This window comes from Halomonas maura (assembly GCF_030409305.1).
In the GTDB taxonomy this organism is placed as follows: domain Bacteria; phylum Pseudomonadota; class Gammaproteobacteria; order Pseudomonadales; family Halomonadaceae; genus Halomonas; species Halomonas maura.
The window spans coordinates 214,844-230,406 of sequence record NZ_JAUFPQ010000018.1 but is presented as its reverse complement, the minus strand read 5'-3'; the positions used below and the strand labels follow the sequence as shown (position 1 = coordinate 230,406).

The following is a 15,563-nucleotide window of genomic DNA, read 5'->3' as shown; positions in this document are numbered from 1 at the left end:
GATGCCAGGTCGGTCTGGCATCCGACAGCACATCCATCAGGGGGGCAGAACCCATGTTGGCGACAGCCGTTATCGAAACCCTGCAAGACGCCTTGCGTGGTCGCGTGATCCAACCGACCGATGCCGACTACGAGGAGGCGAGAACGCTCTTCAACGCGATGATCGACAAGCGCCCACGCCTGATCGCCCGGTGCGTCGACGTGGCGGACGTGATGGCCGCGGTCAGGTTCGGACGAGAACAGGAGCTGCCGATCGCCATTCGCGGCGGCGGGCACAATGGTCCCGGCCTGGCCTCGGTCGACGACGGCCTGGTCATCGATCTCTCGTCGATGAAGGGGCTGCGCGTGGATCCCGACGCCAGGACGGTTCGCGTCGAGCCCGGCTGTCGCTGGGGCGACGTCGACCATGCCACCCATGCCTTCGGCCTGGCGGCCGTCAGCGGCATCCACTCCAATACCGGCGTGCCCGGCCTGACCCTCGGTGGCGGCCATGGCTACCTGACCCGTCGCCACGGCCTCGCCATCGACAACCTGCTGGGCGCCGACGTGGTCCTCGCCGATGGCCGGCTGGTGCATGCCAGCGAGGACGCGCATCCCGACCTGTTCTGGGCATTGCGCGGCGGGGGCGGCAACTTCGGTGTGGTGACCTCGTTCGAGTTCCGTCTGCACCCGGTGGACACGGTCATCGCCGGGCCACTGTTCTGGCCGATCGAGGCCCTCGAGACCACGCTGCGCTGGTATCGCGACTGGCTGCCCCAGGCGCCGGAGGAGGTCTATGCCTTCTACCTCACCGCCGAGGTGCCCTCGGCACCGCCCTTCCCGCCGGCACTGCATGGCCGCAAGGTGTGCGGGCTGCAATGGTGCTTCACGGGGCCCGAGGCGGACGCCGAGGCGGCGCTGCAGCCGGCTCGCGAGGTGGCCGAGCCGCTGTTCGAGGGCATCGGCCCCATGCCCTACCCCGCCCTGCAGAGCATGTTCGATGCCCTCTACCCCGAGGGCCTGCAGTGGTACTGGAAGGGCGATGTCGTCCGCGCGCTCTCCGACGCGGCCATCGCCGAGCACCGGCGCTTTGCCGAGGTACCCACCAGCCTGTCGACGATGCACCTCTATCCCATCGACGGCGCCGTGCACCGCGTCGAGGAACAGGCCACCGCCTGGCGGTTCCGCGATGCCACCTGGTCGATGGTCATCGCCGGCATCGATCCCGACCCGGCCAACCACGCGCGCATGCAGCGCTGGGCGCGTGACTACTGGGAGGCCCTGCATGGCCACTCGGCGGGGGGCGCCTACGTGAACTTCATGATGGAGGAGGGCCAGGAGCGCATTCGGGGAACCTATGGCGACAACCTGCCACGCCTGCAGCGCATCAAGGCCCAGTACGACCCGGAGAACCTCTTCCGGGTGAACCAGAACATCGCGCCCGCCAGCTGATGGGCGGGCACGACAGCGCACGCCGTGACAACGCCGGCGTGCGGACCGACCACCGGGGAGCGGCGGCTGCCGACCCCCTCGGTGGCCCGGCCGGCCGTGTTGCGCCCGCCTACGGCGGGCAGGTGGCGCCCGGCACATGGAACTTGCGCCGATGGCCCCCGGGCGTGATCCCCGTCTGCCGCTTGAACAGTCGCCGGAAGAAGGCCGGATCCTCGTAGCCCACGGCCCAGGCGATCGCGTCGATGGGCCGGGAGGTGCGCTCCAGCAGGCGCTTCGCCTCCTCGAGCCGCAGCGCCTGCACGTACTGGATCGGCGAGTAGCCGGTGGCCTTCAGGAAGCGCCGCTGGAAGCTGCGCTCCGAGGCACCGCTGCCCGCGGCCATCCGCTCCACCGGTGAGTGGCAGTCCAGGTGATGGGCGATCCATCGCTGGGCGCGCTCGACCGCCGCATCGCCGTGATCGAAGCGGGGCGAGAAGACGCGATAGGCCGCCATGCCGTCGCTATGCAGGTCGAAGGCGTAGAACTTGGCCATGGCCTGGGCCACGGCCGAGCCCAGTTGCCGGGCCACCAGGTAGAGCGCGAGATCCTGCCAGGACGAGGCCGCCCCGGACATCACCAGCTCCTGGTGCTCGCCCTCGATGATCAGCGTCTTCTCCAGGGCAAGGGTGACCTGCGGGAAGTGGCGACGGAAGGTGTCGGCATAGGCCCAGTGCATGGTGGCCTCGCGCCCGTCGAGCAGGCCCGTCTCGGCCAGCAGCAGGGTCCCCGAGCACGCCGAACACAGTGTGGCGCCCCCGGCGTGCATGGCCAGGAGCCAGTCCACCAGCTCGGGATAGCGGCCGGTCTGCCATTCGCCGTCCACCACCATGAAGGATGGCACGATGACCAGGTCGGTGTGGGAAACCTCCTCGACGGAGCGCGTCTGCAGCAGGGACAGGCCGGCATCCAGCGTCAGCGGCCCCTCGCCCGTGGCAACGATGTCCACGGTGAACGGCGGATGCCGGGATAGCGCCTCGTCGAACCAGCCCAGGGCACCGAAGCAAGTGAAGACATCATGCAATCCCGTGAGGGTGCCGATGATCACCTCCCGGGTCGCCACCAGGCTGACGTGCTGGGCAGGCTGCCTCGTCTTCATACCCAGCAACGTGGCAGAGACGGCACCGTTCTGCCAACGCCAGCCTCCCTGACGACGGCAAGGCGCCGACGCCGGATCGCCCTGCTGCCCTGGTATCACCGCCCCCAGCAAGCGATCGGAAGCGGCATTGTGACGTCGGCTACACCAGCGGCAGGCAGACGTCCGTCACCAGCTCGTGCTCCGGCGTCTCCGGCATCAGGTTCCGGTAATGGAAGAACAGCGGGAAGTCGCGCAATTCCTCGCCGCTCTCCGGCAGCCATTCCCGGTACAGGTAGTAGGCGGCATCGGCGATGCGGTCATGGGAGCCGTGGTGGCGCACCATGGCACAGCGGCCCCCCGGGATGACCTTGTTGACCACACCATGGTCGTTGTCCGGCACCGGGGTCGTGACCGAGCCGCAGAGGTCGAAGCGGAATCGCTCCGCCGGCGTGGTCGCGGGGTCGTCGTAGGCGATACCGAGGTTTTCCGCGTAGGCGATGGGCGAGAATCCCGTGGACTTGCGCCACTCGATGAACCGCTGCGCCGAGGCGTTGATCAGTGCAGGGTCGCCGCGGTGTTCCAGCACCGCCACTCGGGTATCCGGAAAGTCGATGACGGTGACGTCCATGTGATGTCTCCGTTCTCTTCTGGGTAGTCGATAGGTCTCGGTCCAGGGCCGCCAGTCCGCGGCCCGGCGGAATCGAGAGGGAGTCTGGCCGAAGGCCTTCTTGAAGGCCCGGGAGAACGACTCGGGATTCTCGAACCCCGCTTCCAGCGCGATGTCCAGGATCGACGTCTCGCTCTCGAAGGCCAGCCGATAGGACGCCCGCCGCAACCGCATCAACTGGATGTAGCGCGCCACGCTGATGCCCGCGAACTGCGAGAACTGGCGATGGAAGTGGTACTTCGAGAAATGGGCGACCCTGCTCAGGCGCTCCACCGAGAGCTCCTCGGACAGATGCTCGTCGATATGGGCGAATACCCGGTCGAAGCGCTCCGCATAGACCGCCGCCGTGTTCCCCTTCATGCGTCTTCCTCCCTCGATTCCCCGCCACTATGCCCCAGGGAGGCCACGCTCTCCTGACCGATCTTGCGCAATGTACGAAGGCGGGCAAGCGTCTGCCGCGCACGGCGCGGCGGTGAGGAGTGTCACGCCCGCGCCCTTCCGGCGGACAGGTCCGCTCGGCGGCGCCGCTCCCTCCCCCAAGCGGTCCTCGGTCGAACCGCAGCGCCCGAGCACGGTCTACTACCGCGAATGCAGCGACGACGGGGCCGGTCGCCTCGTCGTGCGGGGCCCACGGCCGCACCAATGCGCCAGGGGATGCCATCCAGGATGACCATCTACGGGACCACGGGGTTTCTCTCCGTCTTCTTCCTCACGACCGCCGCGCTAAGCGGCGTCGTCTACCGCCTCTTCGAGACGCACGTCGACGCGCGGGGCGTACTCCACGAGCCCTTCGTGCTGATTCCGCTCGGTTGGCTCTCGCTGTTCCTGGGCCTGGTGCTGCTGCTGGCCTGCGTAGGCCACTGGCTGGCAAGACGCAACCGACGACGGGACTAGGTCGGCCACGCCCCCTGTTGACCTGGCGGGATGCCGACACCGCTGCTCAGGAGGCGGCAGCGGCGGCGTCCAAACTCGATGTTGGCGCCGGAATCGGCCGGATCCTGCCACATGCGTAACACCCGCACGCTGTGCTGGGTGGGTCAGGCCGGGACCCGCGCTGACGCCCCCTGGAGGAATGCATCGGCCTGCGCCATAGTCTCCTTGACGACCAACCGGAGCCCGGCGAGTTCTCGTGATGCTGCCCATCCGCGGGATCGACCACCTGGTGCTGCGCGTCCGCGACGAGCGCCGCATGCTCGCCTTCTACTGCGAGGTGCTGGGCTGCACCCTGGAAAAGCGCCAGGACGAGCTCGGCCTGATCCAGCTGCGGGCGGGCGACGCCCTGATCGACCTGGTCCCCGTGGAGGGCCCCCTGGGCCGTCGCGGCGGACCGCCACCCGGCCGGGACGGCCATAACCTGGATCATTTCTGCCTGCGCCTCGCCCGCTTCGACGAGGCGGCGATCCGCCGCCACCTGGCCGCCCACGGCGTCGAGGTCGGCGAGACGAAGCCGCGCCATGGGGCCGACGGCACGGGCGTCTCGCTCTACCTCCAGGACCCCGAGGGCAACACCCTCGAGCTCAAGGGCCCGCCCGACGCATAATGGCGCCATGGCCCGGGCGCGGCTCACGTGCCCAGGCGGCCCCAATGACATCCCCGCCGACCGCCTGCGCATTCAACGCATCTCCAGGGCGATGCGGAAGGCCCCCGCGTAGCCCGCCCCGCTTTCGGTCAGAGCCAGCACCAGCTCGTCTCCGCCACTGCGCCGGTAGATCCCATCCGCGTCATTGCGCACATTGCGCGACCCCCTTTCGGCATACGGGGCCCGTTGGTGCACCCGGTCGGTCAGGGCGTCGTCGAAGTACAGCTGCGAGGTGAATTCCACACCAGAGTCGGCCTCGGGGGCGGTGCGAATCTTGAAGTGGATATGCACGGCTCGCCCCGAATACCAGCCGGGGTAGAGGGTGGTGAACCGGGCCATGCCACGGCTATCCGTCACCTGATAGCCGCGCAGGAAGCGCTGTTCACGGGTATCGAAGCGTCCCGCCAGGTCCTGCACGCCCGAATAGACGCCCAGGGCATCGCACTGCCAGAGATCGACCACGGCACCGGCCAGCGGTGTGCAGGCGTCATCGTCGAACCGGGAGACATGAAACGCCAGCGCCACCGGCACGCCCGGCTTGCGCGTCCCATCGGTGGGGTCCGAGCGAAGGTCGCTGCGCTCGAGCCGGGCATCCACGAAGTAGGGGCCCTCGGTCTGGCGTGGCCTGGCGACGCATAAGGATGCCGCCCCACCGGTATCGCCGACTGACGCCGCGACACCGCCCGTCCGGCCCCAGAGTGACGCGGCGGCGGCCACGCCGGCGCAACGCAGCATCTGGCGTCGACTTAGCCCTTGCAGGCTCGGCAGGGTGTCCCGCTTGGCCATCTCGTCCCCCTCGAAGCATGCTTCCCATCAGCGTAGCCCGCCCTTGCCCATGCCTGACGCTTCAATCAAAGGGTGCCCATCGCCGGGAGTCTCGCCGGCTCGCGACGGCCACTTTCATGGTTGGCCCACAGCACGACGCTGCCGGGAAGTCCGGCCACACCATCCTTGTCGACCACGGCGCGTCACCCCGCCTCGTGGCCCCATGCCGCCATCAGGCGATGTGGAAGGGGTCGCCCGGCGTGAACCAGGCGTGCCCGAGTCGTGCACGCCAGCGTCTCATGCCGGCGCGATGTCTTCCTCCGCCACCAGTCGCTTCAGCAGCCCGGGAATCGCGGTCTCGAGGTCCAGGTCGGGCAGGACGTCGCGCAGGGCGATATGGCTCGCTCCCTGGAAGCGCTGGGGATCGTCGATGGCGACCTGGAAGGCGTTGACCACGGCGACCAGCGCCGCGGGGGTGTCGTCGACCTGCATGGCGCCATGGACCAGCAGTGCCATGTCACGACACCCGCGCACCCGCCGCCAGCGCTGGGCGGTGCCGACCAGCTTGCGGCCTGTGACGCGCACGTTGAAGCGCCCGTCGCAATAGGCACCGGGCGCCGGGCCCAGGTCGGCCGAGGTCACGCCGAGGTCGGCGAGCCAGTCACACCAGGGGGCTCCGAGGCGGTGATAGCCCCATTCCAGGTGCGCCGCCGAACCGCCGACCCGGCAACGCACGGCCAGCGCCAGGTTGACCACCGCCGGGCTCTGGGGCACCGGGGTGCCCCCGGTGGAGCGGAACTGGATCGGCCAGCCCCCCTCTTCGAGCCGGGCGCGGGCGTCGGGGAAGCCCGCCAGCCGCTCGTGGCGGCGGGGCATCACCAGGGCGCGGTCGCTGGGCGACCAGGCCAGCCAGCCGATCTCGCCCTCGCCCTGGCAGATCATGTCGAGCAGGGCCTCCTCGGCCATGAGCCCCTCCTCCACCGTGGGATGCTGCAGGGTCATGCTGGAAACGTCGAGTAGGCCTGCCATGGTCGCTCCCGGTCACTGGCGCAGTTCGTGGTCGAAGGCATCGGGCTCAAGGGTCTCGATGCGCTCCCCCAGTCTATCGAGAAAGGCCGCCGCCGGCGCGCCGTTCACCGCTCGGTGGTCGAAGGTCAGCGACAGCCCGATCACCTCGCTGAGGCGCGCGCCGCCCTCGTCGTCCGGCACAGCGCGCCACTGGGTGCCGCCGATGCCGAGGATGGCCACCTGGGGCAGGTTGAGGATGGGCGTGAAGTGGTGCACCCGGGAGCGCCCCAGGTTGGAAACGGTGAAGGTGGCGCCGGTCAGCTCGCGCACGCCGAGCCTGCCGGCGCGGGCCTGCGCGACCAGCTCGCGTCGCGCCTCGGGCAGCGCGCCCAGGGCGATGGCCTGGGCATCGAACAGCGCCGGTGCCACCAGCAGGTCGTCGGGCAGCGGCACGGCGAGTCCCAGGTGCACCCCGAGGTGCTCGGTGATGCGGTTGTCCTCCAGGGTCGCGTTCAGCGCCGGGAACTCGGCCAGCGTCTGCACCACCAGGCGCAGCAGCAGGTCCTGCACCGAGGGCGCCGGCAGGCCGACGGCCCGGCAATGGCGACGCAGGGCCTGCAGGGCACCGAGTTCGGCGCCGGCATGGTGGGTCAGCTGGGCCGACGCCTGCAGGCTCTCGCGCATCCGGGTGGCGATCATGCCGCGCATGCCGCGCAGCGCAGTCTCGCGGGGCTCCCGTCTTACACCCGCTGGCGAGTGAGCCGCCCCCTCGGGGGCGGCGGCATTCTGGGTGTCGAGTGGCATGGGGGACCTCCTCAGGCTTCCAGGCTGGCGATGGGGGTGCCCTTGGCGACCACCTGGTCTTCCTGCTTGGCGATGGTCAGCACCCCGGAGACCGGGGCCTCGATCTCGTACTGGGCCTTCTCGACCATGACCTCGGCCACCAGGTCGCCCTGGGCGACCTCGCTGCCGTCGTCGACCAGCCAGGCGGTGATCACGCCTTCGCCGTCGCCTTCCCAGAGGTCCTCGGGTACGGTAATCGCGGTCATCATATGGTTTCTCCTGTCTTTAAGAGCTTCTTTCACGACTCGACGAAAGCGGTGAGCTGTTCCGGCGCCAAGCCGTCGCGAGGGCGCTGTGAACCCTTCCCTGGGCGCTACCTTTGCCCTGCTGGCGCTCTCGCGTCCTGCGCCGCTTGCAGGGCCGGTGCTGGCCTTCCATGGCCAGCCCGTTCGGCGGAATCCGCCTCACCCATGGCAAAGGACCCTCGCGCCGGCTCGTCCCCGGCGCTCAACGCGCTGGTTCTTTTGCACAGCGCCCTTAGTCGTTGCGCAGCATCTGATGGAAGGCGGCGACGATCTTGTCGGCATTGGGCAGGGCCCACTGCTCCATCGTCGGCGCGAAGGGGATCGGGATGTCCGGGTAGGCGACCCGGGCCGGGGCGGCCTTGAGGCGATGGTCGTGCTCGACCACGCTGGCGATGATCTCGCCGCTGACGCCGAAGCTGTGGTAGTCCTCGTCGACCACGATGAGCCGCCCGGTCTTGGCCACCGAGGCGCGCACCGTCTCGCGGTCCAGCGGCACCAGGCTTCTCAGGTCGACGACCTCGGCGTCGAAGCCCTCCGCTTCCAGGGCCTTGGCGGCGCGCAGGCAGTGGTGGACGCCGGCGCCCAGGCTGACCAGGGTCAGGTCGCGGCCTTCCCTGGCCACCGCCGCCTTGCCGATCTCGACGCTGTAGGCCTCCTCGGAGACCGGCACGGTGGCGCCCTTCTCGGTGCCCAGCCAGCCCATGCCCTGCAGGGCCTTGTGGTACATGAACACCACCGGGTTGTCGTCGCGGATCGCCGCGGTCATCAGGCCCTTGGCGTCATGGGCGTTGCTCGGCACCACCACCTTCATGCCCGGCAGGTGGGCGAAGGTGGCGTAGAGGCACTGGGAGTGCTGGCCGGCATCGGAGTAGCCGCCGCCGGTGGAGGTCATCAGCACCATGGGCACCCTGACCCGGCCGCCGGAGAAATAGGTGTTCTTGGCCATCAGGTTGTAGATGGCGTCCATGCACACGCCGAAGAAGTCGACGAACATCAGCTCGACGATGGGACGCATGCCGTCGGAGGCGGCCCCCACGGCGGCGCCGATAAAGGCGGTCTCGGAAATGGGCGTGTTCCTGACGCGCTCGCCGCCGAACTCGTCGTGCAGCCCGCGGGTGTTGCCGAAGACCCCGCCCAGGGGACCCACGTCCTCGCCCATGACGAAGACCGCCGGGTCCTCGCGCATGGCCTGGGCGGTGGCCTCGGCCATGGCCCGGGCGATGGTCAGCTTGCGTGTCGCAGTGGTGGTAGTCATGTCGTTCACCTCGATGGTGGCGTCGCGGCCCGCCTCAGGCGGGCTGGACGATGATCTTGACGTTCTGGTCCTTGCGGTGGACCAGCTCCTCGAAGCCCTTGTCGATGATCTCGGGCAGGCGGATGCGGCCGGTGATCAGGGGCGCCACGTCGATCGCCCCCTCGTCGATGCGGCGAATCACGTCGGCGAACTCGCCGCTGTAGGCCAGCGAGCCGACCACCTCCTTCTCGGTGGCCACCAGCTCGAAGAAGTTGTAGGCGCTGGGCTCCTCGAAGATGCCCACCATCACCACCCGGCCGGCCTTGCGCACGCTGTCGATGGCGAGCTTGGCGGTGTCCTTGTGGCCGATGCACTCGAAGGCCAGCTCGGCGCCAAGGCCGCCGGTGAGGGCCTGAATCTCGGCGATGGGGTCGCACTCGCCGGGATCGAGCACCAGGTCCGCGCCCACCTCCAGGGCCTTGGCCTTGCGGGCCGCCGACATCTCCAGGACGACGATCCGCTCGGCCCCCTCGGCCCGGGCACAGAGGATGGTGCACAGGCCGATGGTGCCGGCCCCGACCACCACCAGGGTGCGGCCCGCCACTCGGCCAGCCTTGCGCACGGCGTGCATGCCCACCGCCAGGGGCTCGATCAGCGCCCCGGCCTCCATGGGAAAGTCCTCGGGCAGCGGATAGATGACGTCGGCGGGCACGTTGACGAACTCGGCGAAGGCGCCGTCGTTCATCAGCCCGGTGAAGGCCAGCCGCTCGCAGAGGTTGAAGCGGCCTTCCCGGCAGTAGGTGCACTCGCCGCAGTGCTGGCAGGCATCCGCGGCGACCCGCTCCCCGGCGGCGAGCCCCTCGACGCCCTCGCCCACGGCGACGATCTCGCCGCAGAACTCGTGGCCGAGGATGCACTGTCCCTGCACCCCGGTGAGCGGGTGCGGGGCGTCCACCGGGATGAACACCGGCCCGGCCAGGTACTCGTGGAGGTCGGAGCCGCAGATCCCGCACCAGTGGACCCGCACCGTCACCCAGCCGGCCGCCGGGGCCGTGGGCCGCGGCACCGTCTCGAGTCGCACGTCCTGGCGGCCGTGCCAGACCGCTGCTTGCATCGTGTTCATGGCATTGCTCCTGGTTGTTGTTGTGGATTCATGGTGAGAGGCGTCAGACGAAGACGCTCTCCAGCGCCGCCTCCGGGGGCAGGAACTCGCTGTCCTGGGCGAAGCGGATCGCCGCCTCGACGCGCTCGTGGGCCTCGTCGACCAGGCCGGCGTCGGCGGCCGCGTCGAGCAGCCCGGCCTCGAGCAGCGCCGACCGGTAGCGCGGGATGGGATCGCGGCTCTGCAGGCCCGCCTTCTCGCCCTCGGGCCGGTAGTCCTCGCCGTCACCCATGAAGTGGCCGGCCAGCCGTGCGGTCTCGATCTCGATCAGGCTGGGTCCCTGGCCCTCCCGGGCCCGGGCGATGGCCTCGCCGGCCGCGGCGAAGACGCCGTCCACATCGTTGTCGGCCACGTGATGACCCGGCATGGCATAGGCCGCCGCGCGGCTGTCGTTACGCGGCACGGCGGTGGAGGCCTGCTTGGCCACCGAGATGCCCCAGGCGTTGTCCTCGATGACGAAGACCACCGGCAGCTGCCAGACGGCGGCCAGGTTCAGCGCCTCGTGGAAGGCGCCCTGGTTCGCGGCGCCCTCCCCCATAAAGGCCACTGCAACTCCCGATTTTCCTTGCATTTTCCTGGAAAGCGCCGCGCCCACCGCCGGGCCCAGGCCCTCGCCGATGATCCCCGAGCAGGAGAAGTTCACGGCCTCGTCGAAGAGGTGCATGTGGCCGCCGCGCCCGCCGGCGAGGCCGGTGGCCTTGCCGAAGATCTCGGCGACCATGGCGTCCAGGTCGACGCCCTTGGCCACGGCGATGTGGTGCGGTCGGTGGGTGGCGGTGACGATGTCCTCGGGGCCCAGGTGGGCGCAGACGCCCACCGCGCAGGGCTCCTGGCCATTGGAGAGGTGCATCTCGCCGGGAATCGGCCCCTTGGCCATGTTGAACACCGGCGTCTTGCCTTCCATGTAGAGCGTCTCGATGCGCTCCTCGAGGTAGCGGCTGGTCACCATCTGGCGATACATCCACAGCCGTTGGTCGCGGGTCGGTTGCATGGGGATTCCTCCGCTCAGAGTTCGCGGCGCTGCATGCGCGCAGCGATGTGGTCGGCCTGGCGCAGCGCCAGGGCGACGATGGTCAGGGTCGGGTTCTCGGCGCCGCTCGAGGTGAACTGGCTGCCATCGGAGACGAACAGGTTGTCGATGTCGTGGGTCTGGCCCCACTTGTTGACCACGCCGTCGGCAGGCCGCGCGCTCATGCGGTTGGTGCCCACGTTGTGGCTGGTGGGGAAGTCCGGCACGTGGAAGATGCGCTCGGCCCCGGCCGCCTCGTAGCACCTGGTGGCCTGCTGCTCGCCGTGGCGGCGCAGCGCCTCGTCGTTGGGGTGGTCGCCCTTGTAGACGATCGGCACCGGCAGGCCGTGCTGGTCCTTGCGGGTGTCGTGGAGGCTGATGCCGTTGGCCTCCACCGGCAGGTCCTCGCCGCAGATCCATACCCCGGAGAGGTGGTCGTACTTGTCCAGGGCACTGGTGATGTCACGCCCCCAGCCGGCGTGGGTGGGGTCCATGAACTTGGCGAAGAACGGCACGCCCAGCGACATCACCTCCAGGTTGTAGCCGCCGACGAAGCCCCGGGAGCGGTCGAGGCGGGCCTCGTCGGAGATGATGCCGGCGAAGGTGGTGCCCCGGTGCATGTGCACGGGCCCCGGCATCACGCCGAAGATGCAGCTGGTGGCGTGGGTCATGTAGTTGCGCCCCACCTGCCCGGAGGAGTTGGCCAGGCCCTCGGGGAACAGCGACGAGTGCGAGTTCAACAGCAGCCGCGGCGACTCGATGGAGTTGCCGGCCACGCACACCGCCCGGGCGCGCTGGCGATGCCGATTGCCGTCGCCGTCGGCATAGACCACCGCGGTGGCGCGCCCCTGGTCATCGTGCTCGATCGTGAGGGCCATGGAGCGCGGGCGCACCTCGCAAAGGCCGGTGGCCTCGGCACGGGGGATGTCGGTGTACATGGTCGACCACTTGGCGCCGAAGCGGCAGCCCTGCATGCAGAAGCCGGCCTGCATGCAGCGCGCGCGGTCATCGTATTCCTCGGTATTGATGGCCATGGGCCCGGCGCGCAGCTGGGTATAGCCGACGCGCTCGGCGCCGGCGGCCAGGACCTTGAAGTTGTTGTTCCACTGGTGGTAGGGCATGCCGGTGGAGTCACCGGTCACCCCCATGTGGCGCTCGGCCTGCACGTAGTAGGGCTCGAGCTCCTCGTAGGAGAGCGGCCAGTCCAGCAGGTTGGCGCCCTGGATGTCGCCGACCTCGCTGTGCAGCCGGAACTCATGGGGCTGGAAGCGCAGCGAGACACCGGCCCAGTGGATGGTACTGCCGCCCACCCCCTTGACGATCCAGGCCGGCAGGCCGGGGAAGGTCTCGGTGAGCTGCCGGGGTCCGGCGGTGATGCGCTCGTCGAGCCAGGAGATCTTCTTGAACATCTCCCACTCGTCGTTCTCGATGTCGTTCATCTGGTAGCGCTTGCCGGCCTCCAGCACCACGCTCTTGATGCCCTTCCTGGCGAGCGCGTGGGCCAGGGTGCCGCCCCCGGCACCGGAGCCGATGATCACCACCACACCGTCGTCGTCATGGGCGAAACGGGTCGTCATGGCGTGTCTCCTCGTTGTCGTTGTGCTTGTCGGTGGCCGGCGCCCTTAAAGCCAGTCGATCACCAGGTCGTCGAAGCCACGGTGCAGGTAGCCGCCCTGCTGCCAGGACGCCCCCTCGTAGCCGAAATGCGGCTGCCACAGCTCGGGGTTGTCGTAGAGCCCCACCACCAGGGTGTTGCGGACCGTCTGGAAGAAGTCGCCGTCCTCGATCTCGCGCAGCAGCGCCACCCGGTCGTCCTCGCGCTCGAGGTCGCCGTAGCGCTTGCCATGGGCCTGGCGGGCGCGGCGGTCGAGGTCGGCGAGGCCGTCGGCGATCAGCGCCCGGTCGCTTTCCAGCAGCGGCTCGAGGGGCATCAGGTAGTAGCGGTCGGCGATGGCCTCGTGGGGGTAGATGTCGCGCCCCATGCGCAGCAGGCCGGCGGCCAGGTCGGGCTCGGCCAGGGCCCAGCGCGGCCACAAGCCACCGGCGCCGAGCGCCAGGCCGCCGGCGAGCAGCGCGCCCTGCCCGGAGAGGCTGAGGAAGCGACGCCGGCTGAGCAGTGTCGTCTTGGGGGAAGTCGTCATGGCATGGCTCCTGTTGTTGTGCGACGCACTCATAGCGCTTGTGGTCAGCCAGGGCGGCCTCTCGGCCGCACACCCCTCCCTGGCAGCTTTCGTGCCAGAACAGACCAGTTAGACGGCAACTCTTTGTTATGGATGGAGAATATTCACAGACAGGGGGACAGAAAGGACAGCCGCGGGGGCAAGTGGAACGGCGGGGATTACACTGAACGTGACAAGGGCGTTTACAGGCCGCGTTACAGCTGTAACGGGGGATACCAAGGTCGCATCTTCGGGGACTTCCCGGGGTCGTACCTTGAAGGACACGACAACGACAACGACAACGACAACGACAACGACAACACCATGCCACGCCGGTATGCCGACGAAAGGCCATGACCATGAGCACCGCCCAAGCACAGCGCGCCCAGACACAGCGAGAGCATGTCGCGACCATCCTGCGTTCCCTGGACCACCCCGATGGCAGCGAGGATGCGGTGATCGAGCGTTCCTGGCGCCGCTGCATCGACCGCTACGGCCTCGATCCCGCGGCCCCCAGCCCAGCCCGCTACGTTCCCGACCACACCCTGCGCGAACACCAGGACCAGGCCGACGCCCTGATCCAGGTGGCGCGGGCCGGCGTGGAGCAGCTCTATCGTCAGGTGACGCCGCTCGACTACGTGGTGCTGCTCACCGACGCCCGGGGCATCGCCGTGCAGTTTCTGGGTTCCCGCGACGCGCAGCGCGAGCACCAACGCACCGGGCTCTACCTGGGCTCGGACTGGAGCGAGGAGCACGCCGGCACCTGCGCGGTGGGCACCTGCATCCAGGAGCGGGTGCCGCTGACCTGTCATCACAGCGACCACTTCAGCGCCCACCACATCCGCCTGACCTGCACCGCGGCGCCGATCTTCGATCCCGACGGCCAATTGCTGGCGGTGCTGGACATCTCCGCCTACCAGTCTCCCGAGTCCAAGGCCTCCCAGACCTTCGCGCTGCAGGTGGTCAAGCACTATGCCCGGATGATCGAGGATGCCTACTTCCTGCAACGCTACGGCGGCTACCACCTCGTCTGCCTGGACCGCTCCCGCGAGTTCGTGCAGATCAACCGCCGCTACCTGATCGCCATCGAGGAGGACGGCACCCTGGTGGCGGCCAACACCGCCGGGCGCAAGCTGCTGCGCCACCACGAGCTGCCGCTGCCCGGCCCCGGGCAGGCGCGGCCCTTCCGCGCCTGGAACATCCAGGACCTGCTCGACGCCGAGATCGACGCCATCCTCGACGGCCAGCACTATGGCGACGACCGGGTGCGGGCCTTCCATACCCACCGCCACCACGAGCTGCACTTCGCCACCCTGATCGAGCCCCGGCGCCGCCGGCCCGCGAGCGGCCAGGGCCGCCCGCGCGACGCCAGCCTGGCGCCACTCGAGGCGCTGGCGGACGACGACCCGGCGATGCGCGACACCCTGACCCGGGCCGCCCGGTTGCGCAACGAGCCGATCAACATCCTGGTCGTCGGCGAGACCGGTACCGGCAAGGAACGCATGGCCCGGGCCCTGCATGAATCCAGCCGGCGATGCGACAAGCCCTTCGTGGCCATCAACTGCGCCGCCATGCCCGAGTCGCTGATCGAGAGCGAGCTGTTCGGCTACGAGCCGGGCAGCTTCACCGGCGCGCGCAGCAAGGGCATGAAGGGGCTGATCGCCCAGGCCGACGGCGGCACCCTGTTCCTCGACGAGATCGGCGACATGCCGCTGCAGCTGCAGACCCGGCTGTTGCGCGTGCTGGCCGAGCAGGAGGTGCTGCCGATCGGCGCCAGCCGGCCACTCAAGGTGGATTTGCGGGTGGTGGCCGCCACCCACCGCGACCTGCGTGGGCTGATCGACCTGGGCCGTTTCCGCGAGGACCTCTTCTACCGCTTGAACGGCGCCAGCCTGCGCCTGCCGCCGCTGCGCGAGCGGGCCGACCAGGGCTACCTGATCCGGCGGCTGTTCGAGGACCTGCAGGCCGAGCGCGGCGGGCCGCGGGTGCGACTGCGCGGCGACGCCATGAGCGCCCTGCTCGCCTACCCCTGGCCGGGCAACATCCGCGAGCTGCACAACGCCCTGCGCTATGCCCTGGCCACCTGCGAGGGCGACGAGGTGGTGGTCGGCGACCTGCCGGAGGAATGCGTCAGCGGCCATCTGGCCCACCCGGCGGCGCGCACCCCCGTCACCGGCGGCGGCCGCGTGGCGCCGGCCCTCGGCGAGGACCCGCTGGAGGAGGCCCTGCGCCGTCACCGCTGGAACATCAGCGCCGTGGCCCGGGAGCTGGGGCTGTCGCGCCCGACCATCTACCGGCGCATGAAGCGCCTCGGCATCGTGCCGCCCAATCAGCAGATGCCGACATGA

The 15,563-nt window shown here is 69.4% G+C and carries 15 protein-coding genes; 4 read left to right on the top strand and 11 right to left on the bottom strand.

Annotated elements, in window-relative coordinates; genetic code table 11:
- Positions 1-104: 104 nt before the first annotated feature.
- Positions 105-1,430, top strand: a complete 1,326-nt coding sequence (locus QWY76_RS13150) for an FAD-binding oxidoreductase (protein ID WP_290311722.1) — start codon at positions 105-107, stop codon at positions 1,428-1,430.
- Positions 1,431-1,539: 109 nt separating this feature from the next.
- On the opposite strand, the gene QWY76_RS13145 is transcribed toward QWY76_RS13150, so the two are convergent.
- Together QWY76_RS13145 and QWY76_RS13140 are read right to left on the bottom strand one after the other, a co-directional pair.
- Positions 1,540-2,565, bottom strand: a complete 1,026-nt coding sequence (locus QWY76_RS13145) for a GlxA family transcriptional regulator (RefSeq protein WP_290311721.1) — start codon at positions 2,563-2,565, stop codon at positions 1,540-1,542.
- Between the two features lie 139 nt (positions 2,566-2,704).
- On the bottom strand, positions 2,705-3,571 hold the full coding sequence (locus tag QWY76_RS13140; protein WP_290311720.1) for an AraC family transcriptional regulator: 867 nt from the start codon (positions 3,569-3,571) through the stop codon (positions 2,705-2,707).
- Between the two features lie 294 nt (positions 3,572-3,865).
- On the opposite strand from QWY76_RS13140, the gene QWY76_RS13135 reads away from it, so the two are divergent.
- Entirely contained in the window at positions 3,866-4,105 is a 240-nt protein-coding gene (locus QWY76_RS13135) for a DUF3955 domain-containing protein (RefSeq protein ID WP_290311719.1), read from the top strand.
- A gap of 238 nt (positions 4,106-4,343) precedes the next feature.
- Positions 4,344-4,751: a VOC family protein gene (locus QWY76_RS13130; RefSeq protein ID WP_290311718.1), complete on the top strand. Its 408-nt coding sequence runs from the start codon at positions 4,344-4,346 to the stop codon at positions 4,749-4,751.
- Between the two features lie 72 nt (positions 4,752-4,823).
- Here QWY76_RS13130 and QWY76_RS13125 read toward each other — a convergent pair whose 3' ends face one another.
- From QWY76_RS13125 to QWY76_RS13085, 9 genes are all read right to left on the bottom strand, one after another.
- Positions 4,824-5,576: an intradiol ring-cleavage dioxygenase gene (locus QWY76_RS13125; protein ID WP_290311717.1), complete on the bottom strand. Its 753-nt coding sequence runs from the start codon at positions 5,574-5,576 to the stop codon at positions 4,824-4,826.
- A gap of 276 nt (positions 5,577-5,852) precedes the next feature.
- Positions 5,853-6,584 carry a lipoyl protein ligase domain-containing protein gene (locus tag QWY76_RS13120; RefSeq protein ID WP_290311716.1) on the bottom strand — a complete coding sequence of 244 codons (732 nt, stop codon included), beginning with the start codon at positions 6,582-6,584 and terminating at the stop codon, positions 5,853-5,855.
- Between the two features lie 12 nt (positions 6,585-6,596).
- Entirely contained in the window at positions 6,597-7,367 is a 771-nt protein-coding gene (locus tag QWY76_RS13115) for a 2-oxo acid dehydrogenase subunit E2 (protein WP_290311715.1), read from the bottom strand.
- 11 nt (positions 7,368-7,378) lie between these two features.
- On the bottom strand, positions 7,379-7,615 hold the full coding sequence (locus tag QWY76_RS13110) for a lipoyl domain-containing protein (protein WP_290311714.1): 237 nt from the start codon (positions 7,613-7,615) through the stop codon (positions 7,379-7,381).
- A gap of 268 nt (positions 7,616-7,883) precedes the next feature.
- Positions 7,884-8,906: an alpha-ketoacid dehydrogenase subunit beta gene (locus QWY76_RS13105; protein ID WP_290311713.1), complete on the bottom strand. Its 1,023-nt coding sequence runs from the start codon at positions 8,904-8,906 to the stop codon at positions 7,884-7,886.
- Between the two features lie 34 nt (positions 8,907-8,940).
- Positions 8,941-10,008 carry a 2,3-butanediol dehydrogenase gene (locus QWY76_RS13100; RefSeq protein WP_290311712.1) on the bottom strand — a complete coding sequence of 356 codons (1,068 nt, stop codon included), beginning with the start codon at positions 10,006-10,008 and terminating at the stop codon, positions 8,941-8,943.
- A gap of 43 nt (positions 10,009-10,051) precedes the next feature.
- Complete coding sequence (locus QWY76_RS13095) at positions 10,052-11,038, bottom strand: thiamine pyrophosphate-dependent dehydrogenase E1 component subunit alpha (protein ID WP_290311711.1); 987 nt, start codon at positions 11,036-11,038, stop codon at positions 10,052-10,054.
- Between the two features lie 14 nt (positions 11,039-11,052).
- Entirely contained in the window at positions 11,053-12,633 is a 1,581-nt protein-coding gene (locus tag QWY76_RS13090) for a GMC family oxidoreductase (protein ID WP_290311710.1), read from the bottom strand.
- Between the two features lie 45 nt (positions 12,634-12,678).
- Positions 12,679-13,197, bottom strand: a complete 519-nt coding sequence (locus QWY76_RS13085; RefSeq protein WP_290311709.1) for a gluconate 2-dehydrogenase subunit 3 family protein — start codon at positions 13,195-13,197, stop codon at positions 12,679-12,681.
- Positions 13,198-13,568: 371 nt separating this feature from the next.
- Here QWY76_RS13085 and QWY76_RS13080 point away from each other — a divergent pair, with 371 nt between their 5' ends.
- On the top strand, positions 13,569-15,563 hold the full coding sequence (locus tag QWY76_RS13080; protein WP_290311708.1) for a sigma-54-dependent Fis family transcriptional regulator: 1,995 nt from the start codon (positions 13,569-13,571) through the stop codon (positions 15,561-15,563).

Bases quoted from the DNA above. Each gene is read 5' to 3' on its own strand.
- QWY76_RS13145 (WP_290311721.1), bottom strand. From the start codon at position 2,565: ATGAAGACGAGGCAGCCTGCCCAGCACGTCAGCCTGGTGGCGACCCGG.
- QWY76_RS13125 (WP_290311717.1), bottom strand. From the start codon at position 5,576: ATGGCCAAGCGGGACACCCTGCCGAGCCTGCAAGGGCTAAGTCGACGC.
- QWY76_RS13130 (WP_290311718.1), top strand. From the start codon at position 4,344: ATGCTGCCCATCCGCGGGATCGACCACCTGGTGCTGCGCGTCCGCGAC.
- QWY76_RS13100 (WP_290311712.1), bottom strand. From the start codon at position 10,008: ATGAACACGATGCAAGCAGCGGTCTGGCACGGCCGCCAGGACGTGCGA.
- QWY76_RS13085 (WP_290311709.1), bottom strand. From the start codon at position 13,197: ATGACGACTTCCCCCAAGACGACACTGCTCAGCCGGCGTCGCTTCCTC.
- QWY76_RS13115 (WP_290311715.1), bottom strand. From the start codon at position 7,367: ATGCCACTCGACACCCAGAATGCCGCCGCCCCCGAGGGGGCGGCTCAC.
- QWY76_RS13090 (WP_290311710.1), bottom strand. From the start codon at position 12,633: ATGACGACCCGTTTCGCCCATGACGACGACGGTGTGGTGGTGATCATC.
- QWY76_RS13135 (WP_290311719.1), top strand. From the start codon at position 3,866: ATGCCATCCAGGATGACCATCTACGGGACCACGGGGTTTCTCTCCGTC.
- QWY76_RS13095 (WP_290311711.1), bottom strand. From the start codon at position 11,038: ATGCAACCGACCCGCGACCAACGGCTGTGGATGTATCGCCAGATGGTG.
- QWY76_RS13120 (WP_290311716.1), bottom strand. From the start codon at position 6,584: ATGGCAGGCCTACTCGACGTTTCCAGCATGACCCTGCAGCATCCCACG.
- QWY76_RS13080 (WP_290311708.1), top strand. From the start codon at position 13,569: ATGACCATGAGCACCGCCCAAGCACAGCGCGCCCAGACACAGCGAGAG.
- QWY76_RS13140 (WP_290311720.1), bottom strand. From the start codon at position 3,571: ATGAAGGGGAACACGGCGGCGGTCTATGCGGAGCGCTTCGACCGGGTA.
- QWY76_RS13105 (WP_290311713.1), bottom strand. From the start codon at position 8,906: ATGACTACCACCACTGCGACACGCAAGCTGACCATCGCCCGGGCCATG.
- QWY76_RS13110 (WP_290311714.1), bottom strand. From the start codon at position 7,615: ATGATGACCGCGATTACCGTACCCGAGGACCTCTGGGAAGGCGACGGC.